The 18,618-nt window shown below is 69.7% G+C and carries 19 protein-coding genes and 5 tRNA genes; 8 read left to right on the top strand and 16 right to left on the bottom strand.

The window, feature by feature from the left end; genetic code table 11:
• Nucleotides 1-82: 82 nt before the first annotated feature.
• The gene (locus H295_RS0128270) at nt 83-1,093 is read right to left on the bottom strand and encodes an NAD(P)H-dependent glycerol-3-phosphate dehydrogenase (protein ID WP_020138720.1); all 1,011 of its coding nucleotides are present in this window, start codon (nt 1,091-1,093) and stop codon (nt 83-85) included.
• Nucleotides 1,090-1,854 (bottom strand): lysophospholipid acyltransferase family protein, encoded by a 765-nt coding sequence (locus H295_RS0128265; RefSeq protein WP_020138719.1) that lies wholly within the window; start codon nt 1,852-1,854, stop codon nt 1,090-1,092. The genes H295_RS0128270 and H295_RS0128265 overlap by 4 nt, the downstream gene beginning before the upstream one ends.
• Nucleotides 1,855-2,008: 154 nt before the next feature.
• Here H295_RS0128265 and cofC point away from each other — a divergent pair, with 154 nt between their 5' ends.
• Both cofC and H295_RS0128255 read left to right on the top strand, forming a co-directional pair.
• Nucleotides 2,009-2,647 (top strand): 2-phospho-L-lactate guanylyltransferase, encoded by a 639-nt coding sequence (gene cofC / locus H295_RS0128260; RefSeq protein WP_020138718.1) that lies wholly within the window; start codon nt 2,009-2,011, stop codon nt 2,645-2,647.
• Between the two features lie 9 nt (nt 2,648-2,656).
• Nucleotides 2,657-2,848: a hypothetical protein gene (locus tag H295_RS0128255; protein WP_020138717.1), complete on the top strand. Its 192-nt coding sequence runs from the start codon at nt 2,657-2,659 to the stop codon at nt 2,846-2,848.
• Nucleotides 2,849-2,972: 124 nt separating this feature from the next.
• Here H295_RS0128255 and H295_RS0128250 read toward each other — a convergent pair whose 3' ends face one another.
• The 4 genes from H295_RS0128250 to leuC all read right to left on the bottom strand — a co-directional run bounded on the left by H295_RS0128250 (nt 2,973) and on the right by leuC (nt 6,317).
• Nucleotides 2,973-3,623, bottom strand: a complete 651-nt coding sequence (locus H295_RS0128250; protein ID WP_020138716.1) for an HU family DNA-binding protein — start codon at nt 3,621-3,623, stop codon at nt 2,973-2,975.
• A 137-nt stretch (nt 3,624-3,760) separates the two neighbouring features.
• Nucleotides 3,761-3,991, bottom strand: a complete 231-nt coding sequence (locus H295_RS0128245) for a hypothetical protein (RefSeq protein WP_028809826.1) — start codon at nt 3,989-3,991, stop codon at nt 3,761-3,763.
• A gap of 302 nt (nt 3,992-4,293) precedes the next feature.
• Nucleotides 4,294-4,887 carry a 3-isopropylmalate dehydratase small subunit gene (gene leuD, locus H295_RS0128240; RefSeq protein ID WP_020138714.1) on the bottom strand — a complete coding sequence of 198 codons (594 nt, stop codon included), beginning with the start codon at nt 4,885-4,887 and terminating at the stop codon, nt 4,294-4,296.
• 5 nt (nt 4,888-4,892) lie between these two features.
• Nucleotides 4,893-6,317, bottom strand: a complete 1,425-nt coding sequence (leuC, locus tag H295_RS0128235) for a 3-isopropylmalate dehydratase large subunit (protein ID WP_020138713.1) — start codon at nt 6,315-6,317, stop codon at nt 4,893-4,895.
• A gap of 190 nt (nt 6,318-6,507) precedes the next feature.
• Here leuC and ndgR point away from each other — a divergent pair, with 190 nt between their 5' ends.
• Nucleotides 6,508-7,224, top strand: coding sequence for an IclR family transcriptional regulator NdgR (ndgR, locus tag H295_RS0128230; protein WP_007384919.1), 717 nt, complete (start codon nt 6,508-6,510; stop codon nt 7,222-7,224).
• Nucleotides 7,225-7,472: 248 nt separating this feature from the next.
• Here ndgR and H295_RS0128225 read toward each other — a convergent pair.
• The 7 genes from H295_RS0128225 to H295_RS45710 form a co-directional block, all read right to left on the bottom strand.
• Nucleotides 7,473-7,545: transfer RNA gene (locus H295_RS0128225), tRNA-Glu, on the bottom strand.
• Nucleotides 7,546-7,586: 41 nt separating this feature from the next.
• Nucleotides 7,587-7,658, bottom strand: a tRNA-Gln gene (locus tag H295_RS0128220).
• Nucleotides 7,659-7,678: 20 nt separating this feature from the next.
• Nucleotides 7,679-7,751, bottom strand: a tRNA-Glu gene (locus tag H295_RS0128215).
• Nucleotides 7,752-7,813: 62 nt separating this feature from the next.
• Nucleotides 7,814-7,886: transfer RNA gene (locus H295_RS0128210), tRNA-Glu, on the bottom strand.
• A 56-nt stretch (nt 7,887-7,942) separates the two neighbouring features.
• Nucleotides 7,943-8,014, bottom strand: a tRNA-Gln gene (locus tag H295_RS0128205).
• A 92-nt stretch (nt 8,015-8,106) separates the two neighbouring features.
• Nucleotides 8,107-8,838: an HAD family hydrolase gene (locus tag H295_RS0128200; RefSeq protein ID WP_028809825.1), complete on the bottom strand. Its 732-nt coding sequence runs from the start codon at nt 8,836-8,838 to the stop codon at nt 8,107-8,109.
• Nucleotides 8,835-9,035, bottom strand: coding sequence for a DUF4241 domain-containing protein (locus tag H295_RS45710; RefSeq protein WP_324606082.1), 201 nt, complete (start codon nt 9,033-9,035; stop codon nt 8,835-8,837). Before H295_RS45710 ends, H295_RS0128200 begins: the two co-directional genes overlap by 4 nt.
• Nucleotides 9,036-9,191: 156 nt before the next feature.
• Here H295_RS45710 and H295_RS43625 point away from each other — a divergent pair, with 156 nt between their 5' ends.
• Nucleotides 9,192-9,476: a hypothetical protein gene (locus H295_RS43625; RefSeq protein ID WP_020138710.1), complete on the top strand. Its 285-nt coding sequence runs from the start codon at nt 9,192-9,194 to the stop codon at nt 9,474-9,476.
• Nucleotides 9,477-9,536: 60 nt separating this feature from the next.
• On the opposite strand, the gene gltX is transcribed toward H295_RS43625, so the two are convergent.
• Entirely contained in the window at nt 9,537-11,021 is a 1,485-nt protein-coding gene (gene gltX / locus H295_RS0128185) for a glutamate--tRNA ligase (RefSeq protein ID WP_078616765.1), read from the bottom strand.
• Nucleotides 11,005-11,790 (bottom strand): fumarylacetoacetate hydrolase family protein, encoded by a 786-nt coding sequence (locus tag H295_RS0128180; RefSeq protein ID WP_020138708.1) that lies wholly within the window; start codon nt 11,788-11,790, stop codon nt 11,005-11,007. Before H295_RS0128180 ends, gltX begins: the two co-directional genes overlap by 17 nt.
• 253 nt (nt 11,791-12,043) lie before the next feature.
• Here H295_RS0128180 and H295_RS0128175 point away from each other — a divergent pair, with 253 nt between their 5' ends.
• Nucleotides 12,044-12,484, top strand: coding sequence for a peptidase inhibitor family I36 protein (locus tag H295_RS0128175; RefSeq protein WP_020138707.1), 441 nt, complete (start codon nt 12,044-12,046; stop codon nt 12,482-12,484).
• A gap of 89 nt (nt 12,485-12,573) precedes the next feature.
• Nucleotides 12,574-13,404 (top strand): hypothetical protein, encoded by an 831-nt coding sequence (locus tag H295_RS0128170; protein WP_020138706.1) that lies wholly within the window; start codon nt 12,574-12,576, stop codon nt 13,402-13,404.
• Nucleotides 13,405-13,464: 60 nt separating this feature from the next.
• On the opposite strand, the gene H295_RS0128165 is transcribed toward H295_RS0128170, so the two are convergent.
• On the bottom strand, nt 13,465-13,650 hold the full coding sequence (locus tag H295_RS0128165) for a hypothetical protein (protein ID WP_020138705.1): 186 nt from the start codon (nt 13,648-13,650) through the stop codon (nt 13,465-13,467).
• A gap of 567 nt (nt 13,651-14,217) precedes the next feature.
• On the opposite strand from H295_RS0128165, the gene H295_RS0128160 reads away from it, so the two are divergent.
• Nucleotides 14,218-18,105, top strand: coding sequence for a nitrate- and nitrite sensing domain-containing protein (locus H295_RS0128160; protein WP_028809824.1), 3,888 nt, complete (start codon nt 14,218-14,220; stop codon nt 18,103-18,105).
• A 9-nt stretch (nt 18,106-18,114) separates the two neighbouring features.
• On the top strand, nt 18,115-18,528 hold the full coding sequence (locus tag H295_RS0128155; RefSeq protein ID WP_003993189.1) for a roadblock/LC7 domain-containing protein: 414 nt from the start codon (nt 18,115-18,117) through the stop codon (nt 18,526-18,528).
• Nucleotides 18,529-18,618: the final 90 nt, after the last annotated feature.

Here is an 18,618-nt window from a genome sequence, read left to right as displayed (position 1 = left end):
ATCGCGTTGAGAGTACCCGTTGGTAGTGCCCCGATACAGCGTCCGCCCCGGTGGTGGACGAGGCGAACGGCGAGGCCGTAGCTCAGTGTCGCTCGGGCTTCGCGCTGCGCGACATCAGCTCCTTGACGGCGACCACCGGGGACTTGCCCTCGTGCACGATGCCGACGACGGTCTCGGTGATGGGCATGTCGACGCCGTGCCTGCGGGCCAGATCCAGCACGGACTCACAGGACTTGACGCCCTCGGCGGTCTGCCGGGTGACCGCGATGGTCTCCTGGAGGGTCATGCCCTTGCCGAGGTTGGTGCCGAAGGTGTGGTTGCGCGACAGCGGCGAGGAGCAGGTCGCCACCAGGTCGCCGAGACCGGCGAGTCCGGAGAAGGTGAGGGGGTCGGCGCCCATCGCCAGGCCCAGACGGGTCGTCTCCGCGAGACCGCGCGTGATGAGCGAGCCCTTGGCGTTGTCGCCGAGCCCCATGCCGTCCGCGATGCCGACGGCGAGCCCGATGACGTTCTTCACGGCACCGCCCAGCTCGCAGCCCACCACGTCCGTGTTGGTGTACGGGCGGAAGTACGGCGTGTGGCAGGAGGCCTGGAGACGGGTGGCGACCGCCCCGTCGGTGCAGGCGACCACGGCGGCGGCCGGCATCCGGGCGGCGATCTCCCGGGCGAGGTTGGGCCCGGTGACCACGGCGATGCGGTCCTGGCCCACCTTGGCGACGTCCTCGACGACCTCGCTCATCCGCATGGCGGAACCGAGTTCGACGCCCTTCATGAGCGAGACGAGGACGGTGTCGGGGGCGAGCAGCGGGGTCCACTCGGCGAGGTTGGCGCGCAGGGTCTGCGAGGGGATCGCGAGGACGGTCAACTCGGCGTCGCTCGCGGCCTCGGCGGCGTCCGCGGTCGCCCGGAGGTTCTCCGGGAGTTCGACGCCGGGGAGGTAGTCCGGGTTCGTACGCGTGGAGTTGACCGCTTCCGCGAGTTCGGGACGCCGCGCCCACAGGGTGACCTCGCACCCCGCGTCGGCGAGCACCATGCCGAAGGCGGTACCCCATGAACCGGTGCCGAAGACGGCCGCCTTGACGGGCTTGCTCACTTGCTCTTCTCCCCCTCATGACCGCTCTGGGCCTGGGTCCGGCGCCGCTGCTCGATCCGCTCGCGGCGTGGGTCGTACGCCGTCCCGGGCGCCTTCTCGCCGCGGATGATCTCCAGCTGGGCGGTGATGGCGGCCATGATGACCTCGGTGGCCTCCTTCAGGAGGTCCTGGGTCATGTCCTTGCCGTAGAAGCGCGTGAGGTCCACGGGCGGGCCGGCGAGGACGTGGTGCGTCTTGCGCGGGAAGAGGTGGAGCTTCTTGGCGTAGGGCGGCAGCACCTCGTTGGCGCCCCACTGGGCGACCGGGACGACCGGGCACTTGGTCTGGAGGGCCACGCGCGCGGCGCCGGTCTTGCCGATCATGGGCCACTGGTCGGGATCGCGGGTGATGGTGCCCTCGGGGTAGAAGGCGACGCATTCACCGCGCTCCACGGCCTCGATCGCGGCCCGGAAAGCGCTGAGCGCGTCGGTGCTCTCGCGGTAGACGGGGATCTGGCCGGTGCCGCGCATGACGGCGCCGACGAATCCCTTCTTGAAAAGACCGCTCTTCGCGAGGAATCGAGGAACGCGCCCGGTGTTGTACTGAAAGTGCGCGTACGCGAAGGGATCGATGTGCGAATTGTGGTTGACCGCGGTGATAAATCCGCCGTCGGCCGGAATGTTCTCCAATCCGCGCCAGTCCCGCTTGATCAGAACCACGAGCGGCGGTTTGGCGATCACCGCTGCCAGGCGGTACCAGAAGCCGATTCTGCGGCGGGGCACGCGGACACCTTCCTCTTGGGCCGGGGGGCCGGACAAGTGTCGCCCCGGGCCGTCTGTCTGTCGAGAACACCGTACGCCCCGCCGCCGACACCGCCAGATGGGCCGCGTGACGACTGAGTGACAATGACCGTGAGAAGAGAAGGACGGAACGCTCGTGCTGTGGACGTTGGTCATCCCGCTGAAACCCCTGGCGCGGGCCAAGAGCAGGCTCTCGGACACGGCCGGGGACGGGGTGCGTCCGGGCCTGGCCCTCGCCTTCGCCCAGGACACCGTGGCGGCCGCGCTGACCTGCCCGGCGGTCCGCGATGTGGCGGTCGTCACGGACGACGCCCTGGCCGGCCGTGAACTGGCGGCCCTGGGCGCCCGCATCGTCCCCGACGAGCCCCGGGGCGGCCTGAACGCGGCTCTGCGGCACGGAGCGTCCGCGGTGCGGTCCGCGCGCCCCGAAAGCGCTTTGGCGGCCCTGAACGCCGATCTGCCGGCGCTGCGCCCCCTGGAATTGGCCCGGGTCCTCGACGCGGCCGCGGAATTCCCGCGCGCTTTTCTCCCGGATGCGGCGGCCCTCGGCACGACCTTGTTGGCCGCGGCGGCGGGCGAGGAATTGCGCCCGGCCTTCGGCCCGGATTCCCGACGCCGTCACCACACCTCGGGGGCCGCGGAACTCCGTCTCGACGACGTCGATTCCGTACGGCAGGACGTGGACACCGGCGAGGACCTGCGGGCGGCGCTGGCACTGGGGGTCGGCCCCCGGACGGCCGCCGCGGCGGCGCGGTTGCTGATACCCGGGCAGTAGGCTGCGGCCATGCAGGCGACCGCTTACACGTACGACCCCGAAAGCCGCAGCGGGCAGGTGCTGCTCGACGACGGCACCCCGGTGCCCTTCGACGCGCCGGCGTTCGACGCGGGCGGCCTCAGACTGCTGCGTCCCGGTCAGCGGGTGCGGATCGAGATGGCCGGTGACAAGATCACCCTGGTGACCCTCCAGACGTTCTGAACAGGCCTTGCCCCTCTGAACAGGCCTTGTGACCCTCTGAACAGGCCTTCCGAACGCCTTTGCACACGCCGCGGGCCGGACTCCGTCACGGAGTCCGGCCCGGCGCGTGAGTGCCCCTGTGCCCTTACCTCTTGCGGGCCGTGGCCTTCTTGGCGGTGGTGGTGCGGGCGGCCGACTTCTTGGCGGGCGCCTTCTTGGCGGTCGCCTTCTTCGCCGGGGCCTTCTTGGCCGTCGTCTTCTTGGCGGCGGTCTTGCTCGCGGCCGTGGTCTTGGCGGCGGTGCCGGTCGCCTTCTTGGCGGGGGCCTTCTTCGCCGTCGTCTTCTTGGCGGTGGCCGTGGTCTTCTTGGCCGTCGTCTTCTTCGCGGTGGTCTTCTTCGCCGCGGCGGTCTTGGCGGTGGTCGCCTTCTTCGCGGCGGCCTTCTTGACCGTGGCCGAAGCCCCGCCGGTCAGGCTGCCCTTGGGCGCCTTCTTGACCGCGACGTCGTTCTTCGGGAGCTTCTTCGTGCCGCTGACCAGGTCCTTGAAGCCCTGGCCAGCGCGGAAGCGCGGAACGGAGGTCTTCTTGACCCGAACCCGCTCGCCCGTCTGGGGGTTGCGGGCGTAACGCGCCGGGCGGTCGACCTTCTCGAACGAACCGAAGCCGGTGACCGAGACACGGTCGCCAGCGACCGTCGCGCGGACGATGGCGTCCAGGACCGCGTCGACCGCGTCGGCGGCCTGCTGGCGGCCGCCCACCTTGTCGGCAATCGCTTCTACGAGCTGCGCCTTGTTCACGTCTTCCCCTTCGGAGACATTGCCCGAACGAAAGTGTTCAAGCGTTTTCGCACGTTAGGCAGATATATACCGCAAATCAAACACGAAACGGGCTTATCACCCTTGTGCCGCAACGAACTCGGCCGCTCTGGACTTGTTCAGCGTTCCTCTTCCGGGATTCGACCCGCGTCGAGGTCAGCGGTGAACCGCTCCAGACGCCTTGTCGCTTCGACGACGTCGTGCTTGGCCGCGGCCGTAATGACCAGCAGCTTCCGGGTCAGCGCCATCCGTACGCCCTCCGGGACTTGCAGTGCGCGCACTCTTGCGTGCGCTTCCTTGAGTTGGTCCGCGACTGCCGCATAGAGCTCGAGTTGGCCGTCGTGTTCCATGCACAGATTGTGCCATCTGGGGCGAGTTGTCGCCTGCCAGGGGTGCAACTGCCGCCTGAAACGGCCTTCCGGGCAGATGGGGAAGCCACGGTGACAAGGGACGCGTACCCCGACAACACCCGTCTTAACGTGGGAAGTTGAGCGGGCGTGTCGCAGCGCGCCGGGCCGTGCGGGAACAGACACGGCCGTACCCCCGATCGGGCTGATCGGGGGTACGGCCGGGGGTGTTGGGGTGGCCGAAACTCGACCTGTTCAGTTGCTCCGAAGGAGGGGTGGCGGCACCCCGGGGGGCGCCCCCGGGGTCAGACCTGAAGCGTCCGCGGCTTGAACGAGGGCCGCTTGGCCTCGTACGCCGCGATGTCCTGCTCGTTCTGGAGGGTGATGGAGATGTCGTCCAGGCCGTTCAGCAGCCGCCAGCGGGAGTTCTCGTCCAGCTCGAAGCTCGCCGTGATGCCCTCGGCGCGCACCTCGCGGGCCTCGAGGTCGACGGTGATCTCGGCCTCGGGGTCCTTCTCGGTCAGCTCCTGGAGCGCGTCCACGATCTTCTGGTCCAGAACCACCGTGAGCAGGCCGTTCTTCAGCGAGTTGCCGCGGAAGATGTCGGCGAAGCGCGAGGAGATCACGGCCTTGAAGCCGTAGTTCTGCAACGCCCACACCGCGTGCTCACGGGAGGAACCGGTGCCGAAGTCGGGGCCGGCGACCAGGACCGTGGCGCCCTCGCGCTCGGGCTGGTTGAGGATGAATTTCTCGTCCTTGCGCCAGGCCTCGAACAGCCCGTCCTCGAACCCGTCCCTGGTCACCTTCTTGAGCCAGTGAGCAGGGATGATCTGGTCGGTGTCGACGTTCGAGCGACGCAGCGGAACGGCCCGGCCGGTGTGTGTGGTGAATGCTTCCATGACTCTCAGACTCCAGCGGCGGCAGGGGCGTCGGACAGGTCGGCAGGCGAGGCCAGGTGGCCCAGTACGGCGGTGGCGGCCGCGACCTGCGGCGACACCAGGTGCGTACGGCCGCCCTTGCCCTGCCGGCCCTCGAAGTTGCGGTTGGAGGTGGACGCGGAGCGCTCACCCGGGGCCAGCTGGTCCGGGTTCATGCCCAGGCACATCGAGCAGCCCGCGTGCCGCCATTCGGCGCCGGCCTCCTTGAAGACGACGTCCAGGCCCTCGGAGACGGCCTGTAGACCGACCCGCGCGGAGCCGGGGACGACCAGCATCCGTACGCCGTCGGCGACTTTGCGGCCCTTGACGAGCTCGGCGGCCGCGCGCAGGTCCTCGATGCGGCCGTTGGTGCACGAACCTACGAAGACGGTGTCCACCTTGATGGAGCGCAGCGGCTGTCCGGCCTCCAACCCCATGTATTCCAGGGCCTTTTCGGCGGCGAGGCGCTCCGAAGCGTCTTCGTACGAAGCAGGATCGGGGACGTGGGCCGAAAGCGGCGCGCCCTGGCCGGGGTTGGTGCCCCAGGTGACGAACGGCGACAGTTCGGCGGCCTCGATGACGACCTCGGCGTCGAACTCGGCGTCCTCGTCCGTCTTCAGGGTCTTCCAGTACGCGACGGCCGCGTCCCAGTCCTCGCCCTTGGGGGCGTGCGGACGGCCCTCGAGGTAGTCGAAGGTGGTCTGGTCGGGGGCGATCATGCCCGCGCGGGCGCCGGCCTCGATCGACATGTTGCAGATGGTCATGCGGGCTTCCATCGAGAGCTTCTCGATGGCGGAGCCGCGGTACTCCAGGACGTAGCCCTGGCCGCCGCCGGTGCCGATCCTGGCGATGATCGCCAGGATGAGGTCCTTGGCGGTGACGCCGTCGGGCAGTTCGCCGTCGACCGTGATCGCCATGGTCTTCGGGCGGACCAGGGGCAGCGTCTGGGTGGCCAGCACGTGCTCCACCTGGGAGGTGCCGATGCCGAACGCCAGACCGCCGAAGGCGCCGTGCGTGGAGGTGTGGGAGTCGCCGCAGACCACGGTCATACCGGGCTGGGTCAGGCCCAGCTGCGGGCCGACGACGTGCACGACGCCCTGCTCGACGTCGCCCAGCGGGTGCAGGCGCACACCGAACTCGGCGGCGTTCTTGCGCAGCGTCTCCAGCTGGACCCGGGAGACCGGGTCGGCGATGGGCTTGTCGATGTCGAGGGTCGGGGTGTTGTGGTCCTCGGTCGCGATGGTCAGGTCGAGCCGGCGCACCGGGCGTCCGCTCTTGCGCAGTCCGTCGAAGGCCTGCGGGCTGGTCACCTCGTGCAGCAGGTGCAGATCGATGAAGAGGAGGTCGGGCTCGCCCTCGGCGCGCCGGACGACGTGGTCGTCCCAGACCTTCTCCGCGAGTGTCCTACCCATCGCTTTCCCTCCGGCCGGCGAGATCGTCCACCGGCCCAACTAGAGATCTTGAGGAGACGGCACCCGGCCCCAGTTCACGGGCGCCCGTCACCAGGCCCGTACGGTCACCGGGCCGCTGTGCCTACAAGGGTTGCGCGTCTCACGGAAAAAGGAACTTGCGTTTCACAGAGTGAGACGTGAGTATCGTTTCATGGACAACAGTAGCGGCGTCGGCGTTCTGGACAAGGCAGCCCTTGTCCTCAGCGCCCTGGAGTCCGGTCCGGCCACCCTCGCGGGTCTGGTCGCGGCGACCGGACTGGCTCGACCCACGGCCCACCGGCTGGCCGTGGCTCTGGAACACCACCGCATGGTGGCACGCGACATGCAGGGCCGTTTCATCCTGGGCCCCCGGCTGGCCGAGCTGGCCGCCGCGGCGGGCGAGGACCGCCTCCTCGCGACCGCGGGCCCGGTGCTCACGCATCTGCGGGACATCACCGGCGAGAGCGCGCAGCTCTACCGCCGCCAGGGCGACATGCGCATCTGCGTCGCCGCGGCGGAGCGCCTGTCCGGCCTTCGGGACACCGTCCCGGTGGGCTCGACGCTCACCATGAAGGCGGGCTCCTCCGCGCAGATCCTGATGGCCTGGGAGGAGCCGGAGCGCCTGCACCGCGGCCTCCAGGGCGCCCGCTTCACGGCCACGGCCCTGTCGGGCGTACGGCGCCGGGGCTGGGCCCAGTCCATCGGCGAGCGCGAGCCGGGCGTCGCGTCCGTCTCGGCGCCCGTACGCGGCCCGTCCAACCGCGTGGTGGCCGCGGTCTCCGTCTCCGGCCCGATCGAGCGCCTCACGCGCCACCCCGGGCGCATGCACGCACAGGCGGTCATCGACGCGGCGGCCCGTCTCTCCGAGGCCCTGCGCCGCACGGGTTGAGGGCGGTTCCCTGTCGGACCGGGCCGGCCTCAACGCCGCGGCAGGCCTGTGCGCCGACGGGGACATGTCTCACCTTCTCGGGGTGCGCGGGGAACCGCGCCCCTGACGCCTCATCCACGTCGCCCTGCGAGCGAAGAGCCCGAACAGCTCGTGCCGTACGCCGAGTTGGTGCATCGGGCGGCGACCCTGGACCGAGTGATCCCGGACGCAACGAAGGCCCTCCGCCGAAGCGAAGGGCCTTCATCTCGTACCCCCGACCGGATTCGAACCGGCGCTACCGCCTTGAGAGGGCGGCGTGCTAGGCCGCTACACAACGGGGGCGTGGAGCCTGTAGGCGGTGATCACACCACCACAGGTCCGAGCTGGTCTACCTGGACTCGAACCAAGACTAACTGAACCAGAATCAGTCGTGCTGCCAATTACACCATAGACCAATGTGGTTTAGACCAGTGCGTACCCCCGACCGGATTCGAACCGGCGCTACCGCCTTGAGAGGGCGGCGTGCTAGGCCGCTACACAACGGGGGCCCTAGCGATCCTGCATGAGAGTCAGCGGGTGCGACCCGGACTGACCCTCCGGGAAGGATCTGTACCCCCGACCGGATTCGAACCGGCGCTACTGCCTTGAGAGGGCAGCGTGCTAGGCCGCTACACAACGGGGGCTTCGCGGAGTTGATCTCCGCTTGCAGATACTGTGTTCAATTCAAAGCATCTGCGAGCTGGCCTACCTGGACTCGAACCAAGACTAACTGAACCAGAATCAGTCGTGCTGCCAATTACACCATAGGCCACTGGAACGCAAGCCCCTGCGGGGATCTTGTTCTAGTTCTGCTCCTCCGGTTTCCGGCCTTTCGGCCCGCTCCCCGGCGGCGCAGGAAGAACATTACCCGAAGGTGGACGGGGCTCCAAAACGGGTATCCGCGCCGAGGATCGTGGGGAGTTCGGCGAGGGAAGCGATGCGGTGGGTGCCGTCGGGGGCTTCGACGGTCGCGTACATGCCCTCGCGGGCGATCCAGACCGAGAGCAGCCCGGCGTCCGCGGCACCCCGCCCGTCGATCTCGGGGTGATCGCCCACGTACGCCACCTGGTGCGGATCCAGCTCCAGGGCGTCGCAGGCCGCGAGGAAGGCGCCGGCCTCGGGCTTGGAGACGCCCAGCTCGGCGGCGCACAGGATGACCTCGAAGCGGTCGTGGACGCCGAGCACGCGGAGCTTGTGGTCCTGGACGTGGATGCTGGAGTTGGACAGCACCGCGTGCCGGTGGCTGGCGGCGAGGGCGTCCAGCGCGGGCAGGACGTCCGGGAAGAGGGACCAGGCGGTCTCGTAGTGAGCGATGTAACGCTGGAACCAGGCGTCGGCCTCGGCGTCGGTGAGCTCCTCGCCCAGGAACACCCGGACCCGGTCCCGACGCTGGCCCTGGAAGTCGACCTCCCCCGCCGAGAAGCGCGCCCACTGCGCGTCGGTGACCTCCCGCCACCGGTCGATCGCCTGCTCGACGCTGTCGTGGGCCGCCAGCAGCCCCTCGGCCGCCAGGTGCAGCCCCATTCCGATCCGGTCGGCCCCCCTGTAGTCGAAGAGAGTGTCGTCGACGTCCCAGACCACGGCCCGAATGCTCATGATCCGACGGTAACCCGGGGTACGGGGCCGCGTCCGGGGATTGCCGCCCCGCAGGAGGGGTCGGGCGCGACGAAGAAGTCCGTGAGGAAGCAGGTGACCTCGCCGGACGCCGAACGCCCGATCCAGGTCGGGCAGAAGCCGTCGCCCCAGCCGGAGGTGAACGCGACGAGGGTGCGACCGGTGGAGGGGGACGTCACCAGGTGCGGGCCTGGGGACCACGCCGTAGCCGTAGAACTCGTCGTCCTCGATGTCGGCGAGGTCCTGGTCGGGGCGCAGGGCCAACTCCCAGGTGGCGGTGGGTTCGGCGACGGCAACCCGGGCCGGCGGCGGGGCGTCGCTGGCACACTGGGGTCATGAGCGAGTACCGCGTCCAGTTCACCGTCGAGGCCCGTGCGGCCTACGACGCCCTGCCCCCCTCGCGTCAGGCCCACCTGGACAGGGCTGTGCGGATACTGGCGCGTGACCCTTTCCGTAAGCACTCGACCGCACAGTTGGGGCCCGACGAACATCTGCGCAAGGCGTACGTCGCTCCGGGCGTGATGCTGGAGTACATGGTGGCCGGCGCCGTCATGGTCGTCGTCGTGCTGGAGATCTTCGACGAGAGCGCCTACTTGATCGACGAGGCCGACGCGCAGTGACCGCAACACGAAGGGGCGGTACCCGGAGTTCCGGGTACCGCCCCTTCGTGCGGGTGCGCCCTACGCCGCCAGCTTCTCCAGGGCCGCGTCGATCCGGGCCAGCGTGGTGTCCTTGCCCAGGACTTCGAGGGACTCGAAGAGGGGCAGGCCGACCGTGCGGCCGGTGACCGCCACGCGGACCGGGGCCTGGGCCTTGCCGAGCTTGAGGCCGTGGGTCTCGCCGGCGGCCAGGACGGCCTCCTTGAGGGACTCCGGCGAGCTCCAGTCGGCCGACTCCAGCTTCTCGCGGGCCGTGCGCAGCAGGGCGTCCGAGCCCTCCTTCATCGCCTTCGTCCAGGACGGCTCGTCGAAGACCGGCTCCGGGAGGAAGAGGAAGTCGACGTTGTCGGTAATCTCCGAGAGGACCTTGAGGCGGGTCTGGGCGTGCGGGGCGATCGCCTGCCACTTCGTCTCGTCGAAGTCCTCCGGCGCCCAGGGCGCGAAGGGGGCCTTCAGCCAGGGCGCGCAACGCTCGGTGAAGTCCTTCACGTCGAGCATCCGGATGTGGTCGGCGTTGATCGCCTCGCACTTCTTCAGGTCGAAGCGCGCCGGGTTGGGGTTGACGTCCGCGATGTCGAAGGCCGCGATCAGCTCGTCGGTGCTGAAGATGTCCTGGTCCGCGGAGAGCGACCAGCCCAGCAGGGACAGGTAGTTGAGCAGGCCCTCGGGCAGGAAGCCGCGCTCCCGGTAGAGGTTGAGGGACGCCTGCGGGTCGCGCTTGGAGAGCTTCTTGTTGCCCTCGCCCATGACGTACGGCAGGTGGCCGAACTGCGGGACGCCCTTGGCCACGCCCAGCTCGATCAGCGCCTTGTAGAGGGCGATCTGGCGGGGGGTGGAGGAGAGCAGGTCCTCGCCGCGCAGGACGTGGGTGATCTCCATCAGGGCGTCGTCGACCGGGTTGACCAGCGTGTACAGCGGGGCGCCGTTGGCGCGCACGATGCCGTAGTCCGGGACGTTCTCCGGGGTGAAGGTCAGCTCGCCGCGGACCAGGTCCGTGAAGGTGATCGTCTCGTCGGGCATGCGGAAGCGGACGATCGGGGTGCGACCCTGGGCGACGTACTCGGAGACCTGCTCGGCGCTCAGGTCGCGGCAGTGGCCGTCGTAGCCGGACGGCTTGCCGGCGGCGCGGGCGGCCTCGCGGCGGGTGTCCAGCTCCTCCTGGGAGCAGTAGCAGTGGTAGGCGTGGCCGGCGTCCAGGAGCTTGGCGGCGACGTCCTTGTAGAGGTCCATCCGCTGCGACTGGCGGTACGGCGCGTGCGGGCCGCCGATCTCGGGGCCCTCATCCCAGTCGAAGCCCAGCCAGCGCATGGAGTCGAGCAGCTGGTTGTAGGACTCCTCGGAGTCGCGGGCCGCGTCGGTGTCCTCGATGCGGAAGACGAGCGTGCCCTGGTGGTGCCGGGCGAAGGCCCAGTTGAACAGGGCGGTGCGGACCAGGCCCACATGGGGGTTACCGGTGGGCGAGGGGCAGAAACGTACGCGGACGGGTGCGCTAGCCACGCTTGACAACCTTGTTGGTGAGAGTGCCGATGCCTTCGATGGTGACGGCGACCTCGTCGCCGACGGTGAGCGGCCCGACGCCTGCCGGGGTGCCCGTGAGGATCACGTCGCCGGGGAGCAGCGTCATGGCCTCGGAGATGTTGACGATCAGATCCTCGATCGGGTGGATCATCTCGCTGGTGCGGCCGAGTTGGCGCTGCTCGCCGTTGACGGTGAGCTGGATCGTCAGGTCGGCGGCCGTCCCCAGGTCCAGGTCGGTCTCCACCCAGGGGCCGAGCGGGCACGAGGTGTCGAAGCCCTTGGCCCGCGCCCACTGCTTCTCGCGCTTCTGGACGTCGCGCGCGGTGATGTCGTTGGCGCAGGTGTAACCGAAGATCACGTCCTTGACACGCTCGCGCGGGACCTCGCGGCACATGCGGCCGATGACGACGGCCAGTTCGGCCTCGTGGTGGACGTCCGCGGAGAAGGAGGGGTACTGGATCTCGTCGCCGGGGCCGATCACCGAGGTGGACGGCTTGAAGAAGGCGAACGGGACGTCCGGCACCTCGTTGCCCAGTTCCTTCGCGTGGTCGGCGTAGTTACGGCCGTACGCCACGACCTTGTTGGGGAGCACCGGGGGCAGCAGCCGCACCTTGCTCAGCGGGACCTTCGTACCGGAGAGCTGGAAGTCCGCGAACGGGATGCCCTTGATGATGTCGAGGACGAGTTCGTCCGGCTTGTCGCCCTCGACCGCGCCGAAAGCGACATTCCCGTCGATGGAGAATCTGGCGATGCGCACGGGATCTGGGCGCCCCTCACTGAGAACTGTGCGTACGTGGGCCGGCCGGCGGGTGCGACGGCCGACTCTGGACGGCTCCAGGCTAACCGGTCCGGGCTCTTGGCCGTCGGGCGGCGGGGCGGGTGGACGGGCCGCGAGCACCCGGCACTCCCCGGCCATCCCCTGGCCAGAAACCGCTTGTCGTGATCGCTTCACCCTCTTTAGGGTGATCTCCGCGAATGCCGCTCAGCGCATTCACACAAGAGGGGATTCCATGAAGTCGAAGCGTAAGGTGCTCTCTCTCGCCATGGCGGTTCCCGCTGCGGCCGTGGCGGTTCTGGGTGTGGCCCCGATGGCGCACGCGGAGGCCAGGGAGACCTGTCCCACCTGGGCGAACGACTGCGCCGTCTTCTATTACAACAGCGGCCTCTCGGGGTCGCGCACCGCTTTCACGGACGACGGCGTCCCCAATCTTGCGGGTTACACGTACCTGTCCTCCGGGAGCGGCAAGGGACAGGCCGTGAAGAACAACGCGGCGTCGTTCTGGAACGCGAGTGTCGACCACGTCGCCACGGTGTTCTTCAACAGCAATTACAGCGGCGCCTGCGACACGTTCGCCCCTCTGGCGGATGCCACCAAGCTCGCCAGGACGTACAACGAGAACGCCTCTTTCGATTTCAACCGGAACGGCACCAACTGCTACAAGTGGAATTGACCCGCCCGCTCATGAGGCGCCTGGCGATTCCCGTCCTGTCCCTCGCGCTATTGGTCGGCTGCGCCTCGCACGAGCCGTCGGCCTCACGTATGTCCAGCGACTCCCCCTCCGCACCGGAGAGCATCCCGAGCCCATCGTCCCCTGCACGCGCGAGCTACACCTTCCGGCTCCCTCTCGCCGAGTACAGCTACAGCGACGCCGACTACGAGGTGATCCGGGCGGCCGAGCAGGTCCTGGCCCGTGACTGCATGAAGGACTTCGGCCTCTCTTACAGGCCCGCGAAGAATCCGGCCCCGGCCGGGGCGCAGGACCGCCGGTACGGGTTGACGGACAGGGCGAGCGCCGAGCGGTACGGATACCGGATGCCGCCGCAGCCGGATACGCCGAAGGTGAAGCTCACGGAGGACCAGATCAAGGTCCTCTACGGAAACAGGTCCGCGCCGGCGGCCGCCTCGAAGAACCCGGAACTGCGCTACCGGGGAAAGAAGGTGCCGGACTCAGGCTGCCTCGGCGCGGCGGTGCTGGGATTCCGGAAACCCTACGAGGACGAGGCCGGAGCCGAGGTGGCGAGCCGGATATCGACGGCGAGCTACGAGAATTCCCAGAAGGCCCCGGAAGTCCGGGCGGCCTTCGGGAAATGGTCTTCCTGCATGAAGCAGCAGGGATACGACTACGCCTCCCCCATGGAGGCGATGGCGGCGCCCGAATTCCTTCGGGGCACGGTGTCGGCCGCCGAGAAGAACACGGCCGGGGCCGACGTCTCCTGCAAGGAGAGGACCGGACTTGCGGATGTCTGGTTCGCCGCGGAGTCCTCGATCCAGAAGGACATGATCAAGGCCGACGCCGGGGCGCTGCGGAGACTGGGCGAACTGCACGAGAAGAAGCTTCGCGCGGCGCGGAAGATCCTGGCCGGGTCCTGACATAAAGAAGGCCCCCCGGTCTTCCGGGGAGCCCCTTCCGTGGCCCGTGGGCCTCGTCGACTACTCTGCGGCTGCGGAGACCGGGATCTCCATCAGGACCGTCCGCCGCGGGTTGGCGGTCTGGGCCGGGAGATCGAGGGTGTGCTCCGGCTGCTCCGGGGTGTGCAGTTCGCCGGCGTCCTTGACGTGCACCAGCGTCGTGCGCCGCGGGTTGGCAATGTTGCGGAACATCATCGTCGTCTTCACGGTTGTACTCGACCTCGGATGTGGTGGGTTCGACAGAAGCGTCACTCTTGTAAAGCGTCAGGCTATGCGCGCCATTCCCCTCCGCCGTCGCGAAGACTCAATGATCGCCATGTGAGTTTGCTCACTGACCTGCGGGCAAACCGGACAATTACGAGCCTCGACCCACCCCAACGAAACGGACATTGCCCCCCTGAAGCCCTCATTCCGCTCCTGATCATGGCGACTGGGACACCGTCGACCTGTGCGGGACTCGCGGAGAGATGCCCGTTTTCCACCAGAACGGTTTCCACGCCGGGTGACTCCGTCTTCACTAGGTGTCACCTAGGTCACGGTCTGACCCATGGACCTTGTTGGAGATCCTGCACTGTGCTGGAATTCCACGGACCGCTGCGGGATCGAGCCGGCGCACAGGGGGCGCAGGGAAGCGCCGAGCGGCGGTGAGACAGGGGGAGCAGCGCCGGGTCACTCATGATCCACCGGGGTGCGCATTCAGGGCGCTCCCCACAACGCCGACACCGTGCTTCTCCGTTCTGCGGAGAGGTGCCTGGTCCAGAGGTTGCGACGCTAGTGCAGGGACGTTTCAAGAGGGATGGCAGCGCTTCGGCCGAGCCGGAGCGGCACGGCGGGACTGGCCCCAATGTCGGCAGTTCCTCCCCCCAGCACGCCCAGAACCCGGGCCCGGCTCCGTCGGCTGACGGCGGTTCCGGCGGCCCCGGCCGTCTCGGCTCGTCGGCGTCCTCGGGCCCGGCGGCTCCGGCGACACCACCGGTGAAGCCCCCGAAGGGCCCGACCGGCCCCGGATCGCGAATAGCCCTGCGCAACTGGCGGATCTCCACCCGCCTGGTGTCGCTGCTCGCGCTCCCCGTGGTGGCGGCCACCTCGCTGGGCGCGCTCCGCATCAACGACTCCATGGACGACATCCAGCAGCTCGACAACATGAAGCTGCTGACGGAGATGACCAAGCAGGCCACCGAGCTGGCGGCCGCGCTCCAGGACGAGCGCGACCAGTCGGCGGGCCCGCTGGCGCACGACTCCGCGGCGAGCAACATCACGGTCAAGGGCTACCGGGACAAGACGGACCGGGCCGCGACCAACTTCGTCAACGCCGCCGAGGACATCGACACCTCCAGCAAGGACGGCAATCTCCAGGGCGTCCGCGACAGCCTCGTCGGCCTGGTCCGCGACCTGGACACGCTGAACAAGATCCGCACCGACGCCTACGACACCAAGGGCAACGCGACCCAGACGGTGGAGTCCTACCACCGGCTGATCACCCACCTGCTGGACCTCTCCCAGGACATGGCCGAGGCCACCAGCAACCCGGACATGATCCAGCGCACGCGTGCCCTGGCGGCCTTCTCCTCCGCCAAGGAGTACGCGTCCATCCAGCGCGCGGTCCTCGCTGCGGCCCTGCCGGACAACACCAAGACCCTGGGCAACCTCTCCGAGAACGACCGGCTGTACGCCCAGGGCGCCCTCGACAGCGAGGAGTCCGATCTCAGCACCTTCCGGAGCATCTACGGCGACGACGACGCCGAGGCCCTCCTGAAGCCCATCGAGAGCGGCAACTCCACCATCGAGGCCGCCGACCAGTACGCCGACCGCGCCTTCGGCCGGCCGGAGGGCCTGGCCGACCTGGACCGGCGCTCGTACAAGGACTGGGTCGACGACAGCTCGACCAAGATCCAGGAGATGGGCCGCATCGAGCACACCCTGCTCGAGGACATGGAGCAGAAGGCCCGCGAGCTGCGCAGCGCCACCGAGCGCGACGCGATCATCGCCGGTGCCCTGATCCTGATCGTGCTCGGTGTCTCCCTGGTCGGCGCCTTCGTCGTCGCCCGGTCGATGATCCGCTCGCTGCGCCGGCTCCAGGAGACCGCCACCAAGGTCGCCCAGGACCGGCTGCCCGAGCTGGTCAAGCAGCTCTCCGAGTCCGACCCGCAGGACGTCGACACCTCCGTCGAGTCGGTCGGTGTGCACTCCCGGGACGAGATCGGCCGGGTGGCCGCGGCCTTCGACGACGTGCACCGCGAGGCCGTCCGCCTCGCCGCCGAGCAGGCCCTTCTGCGGGGCAACGTCAACGCGATGTTCACCAACCTCTCGCGCCGCTCGCAGGGCCTCATCCAGCGTCAGCTCTCGCTCATCTCCGAACTGGAGTCCCGCGAGGCCGACCCGGACCAGCTGTCCTCGCTGTTCAAGCTCGACCACCTCGCGACGCGTATGCGCCGTAACGGTGAGAACCTCCTCGTCCTCGCCGGTGAGGAGCCGGGCCGTCGCTGGACCCGTCCGGTCCCGCTGGTCGACGTGCTCCGTGCCGCCGCCTCCGAGGTGGAGCAGTACGAGCGCATCGAGCTGGCCGCCGTGCCGACCACCGAAGTGGCCGGCCGCGTGGTCAACGACCTCGTGCACCTGCTCGCCGAGCTGCTCGAGAACGCCACCTCGTTCTCCTCGCCGCAGACCAAGGTCAAGGTCACCGGTCACGCGCTGCCTGACGGCCGCGTCCTGATCGAGATCCACGACACCGGTATCGGCCTCTCCCCCGAGGACCTCGCGGCGATCAACGAGCGGCTCGCCTCGCCGCCCACCGTGGACGTCTCGGTCTCCCGCCGCATGGGTCTGTTCGTGGTCGGCCGGCTGTCGCAGCGCCACGGCATCCGCATCCAGCTCCGGCCGTCCGACTCCGGTGGTACGACCGCGCTGGTCATGCTGCCCGTCGATGTCGCCCAGGGCGGCAAGAAGCCGCAGCCCAAGCCCGGCCAGGCCGGCCCCGGCGCTCCCGCCGCGGCTCAGGCCGCCGCCGGTGTGGCGTCGGCCCGCCGTGGCGGCAACGGTCAGGGCGGTGGCGCGGGCGGCGGTGCCCTCGGCGCCGGTGCCCCCGCGGGCGGCCGGCTGAACGCCGGTCAGGGACCGCGGGCCGCGCTGCCCGGCAGCGGCCAGGGCGGTCGCCCCGGTGCGCCGGGCGGACCGCAGGGCCCGGGTGTCCCCCCGCAGGGCCGGCCCGCTCCGGCGGGTGCCGGGTTCGGCGGCCAGGCGCCGGGCGCCCCGCAGGGCCTCCAGGCCGCGGGTACCGGTGGGCCGGGCCAGGACGCCTTCAGCGCTCAGGACGCCTTCGGCGGCCAGGACGCCTTCGGCGGCCAGGACTCGTTCGGCGGACAGAACTCCTTCGGCGCCGGCCAGGACGCCTTCGGCTCCCGCACCCCGGTCCCGCCGCAGGCGCAGGCCCCGAAGGGCGGCCAGGCTCCCGAGCAGGGCTCCCGGCGCCGTCGGCCGCAGCTGCCGGGTCGCGGTGGTCCGCGGGCCGAGCTGCCGGGCGGCAACGACCAGCCCCGCACGCCCAGTTGGAGCGACGAGAACGCGCAGCCGCCGGTGCCGCGCGCCTCCCTCGACGTTCCGCGCGGCCACGACGAGCAGGACCCGGCGGCCACCTCCCGCATGCCGCGGATCGAGGAGCACCAGAGCCCCGCGGCCACCTCGGAGTTCCCCCGCCCGGACTTCGGCGCCCCGCAGAACACCGGCCAGTTCCCGCGGCCCGGTGCGATCGCTCCCCGGAACGACCTCCCGCGGCCCGGTGCCAACGGTGCGCAGGGCACGGGCCAGTTCCCGCGGCCCGGCGCCAACGGCTCCCAGGACACCGGCGAGTTCCCCCGTCCGGACGCCAACTCCCAGCAGAACACGGGTTCCTTCGTCCGCTCGGACATCTACGGCACTCCGGCCGGGCAGAACGGCGGCTCGGGGCAGTTCCCGGGTCCGCAGGCGTACGACAGCGGTTCCACGGGCCAGTTCGGCGTGCCGGGCTTCGACGGCAGCTCGACCGGGCAGCACTCCCTGCCGGGCCGACAGGACCCCGCGCACACCGGCCAGTTCGAGCGCCCCCAGGCGGGCGGTTCCGACTTCGGTGCCCCGCGGCCGCCCATGCCGCCGCGTCCGCAGCAGCGGCCGGTCCGCCAGGAGCCGGAGGCGCTGCCCCCGGCCTCGGGCCCCGGTGACGGCCGTACTCCGCTGTACGACACGCTGGAGACCAACTGGTTCCACGGCGGTCAGGGCGGTCAGGGACAGCCGGCCAACGGCAACGGCTCCTCCGCCGCGGCCCCGCGGCCGCCGCAGCAGGCGCCCGCCCCCCAGAGTTCCGCTGCGGCCCCGCAGCGGCCCACGGCCTCCTCGGCCTGGCGTTCCTCCCCGAACGACGATCTCGTCCGGCAGGCGGAGCGCGTGCGGCAGCCGGCGGCGGGCGGTGTCACCACCTCCGGTCTCCCGCGCCGGGTTCCCAGGGCGAACCTCGTCCCGGGAACCGCACAGCAGCAACAGCACCAAACCGGTCCGCAGGTCTCGCGTGCGCCTGACGACGTACGCGGTCGGCTGACCAATCTCCGTCGGGGTATCGCACAAGGTCGTCAGGTCGGCGGCAACGGCCAGACGGGCAGTTTCCCGAACCCCACTCACCAGCAGGAGCGTTAGTTGAGCCCGATGAGCCAGGCGGCACAGAACCTCAACTGGTTGATCACCAACTTCGTGGACAACACCCCCGGGGTGTCCCACACCGTCGTCGTGTCCGCCGACGGTCTCCTGCTGGCGATGTCCGAGGGCTTCCCGCGCGACCGTGCCGACCAGCTGGCGGCCGTCGCGTCCGGACTCACCTCGCTGACCGCGGGCGCCTCGCGGATCTTCGAGGGCGGCAGCGTGGCCCAGACCGTGGTGGAGATGGAGCGGGGATTCCTGTTCCTCATGTCCGTCTCGGACGGTTCCTCGCTCGCCGTCCTGGCCCACCCGGAATGCGACATCGGCCTGGTCGGGTACGAGATGGCACTGCTGGTCGACCGCGCGGGCGCCGTGCTCACGCCCGACCTGCGAGCCGAGCTGCAAGGCAGTCTGCTCCACTGACCCGCCCCGGATCCACCCGTCTCACCAAACCACCGTCCGGCCGCCACAATCCCCCCACCGGCCTCACCAGACGGCTTGCCAGACCGACTT

The sequence above is a fragment of the Streptomyces sp. 351MFTsu5.1 genome (assembly GCF_000383655.1).
Classification (GTDB): domain Bacteria; phylum Actinomycetota; class Actinomycetes; order Streptomycetales; family Streptomycetaceae; genus Streptomyces; species Streptomyces griseorubiginosus.
The sequence above is the reverse complement of the archived record's forward strand: the minus strand, read 5'-3'. Positions and strand labels throughout refer to the sequence as shown.

Coding starts and splice junctions, on each gene's coding strand:
- H295_RS0128255 (WP_020138717.1), top strand. CDS start 2,657: ATGCAGGCGACCGCTTACACGTACGACCCCGAAAGCCGCAGCGGGCAG.
- H295_RS0128245 (WP_028809826.1), bottom strand. CDS start 3,991: ATGGAACACGACGGCCAACTCGAGCTCTATGCGGCAGTCGCGGACCAA.
- leuD (WP_020138714.1), bottom strand. CDS start 4,887: ATGGAAGCATTCACCACACACACCGGCCGGGCCGTTCCGCTGCGTCGC.
- leuC (WP_020138713.1), bottom strand. CDS start 6,317: ATGGGTAGGACACTCGCGGAGAAGGTCTGGGACGACCACGTCGTCCGG.
- ndgR (WP_007384919.1), top strand. CDS start 6,508: ATGGACAACAGTAGCGGCGTCGGCGTTCTGGACAAGGCAGCCCTTGTC.
- H295_RS0128200 (WP_028809825.1), bottom strand. CDS start 8,838: ATGAGCATTCGGGCCGTGGTCTGGGACGTCGACGACACTCTCTTCGAC.
- H295_RS43625 (WP_020138710.1), top strand. CDS start 9,192: ATGAGCGAGTACCGCGTCCAGTTCACCGTCGAGGCCCGTGCGGCCTAC.
- H295_RS0128175 (WP_020138707.1), top strand. CDS start 12,044: ATGAAGTCGAAGCGTAAGGTGCTCTCTCTCGCCATGGCGGTTCCCGCT.
- H295_RS0128170 (WP_020138706.1), top strand. CDS start 12,574: ATGTCCAGCGACTCCCCCTCCGCACCGGAGAGCATCCCGAGCCCATCG.
- H295_RS0128155 (WP_003993189.1), top strand. CDS start 18,115: ATGAGCCAGGCGGCACAGAACCTCAACTGGTTGATCACCAACTTCGTG.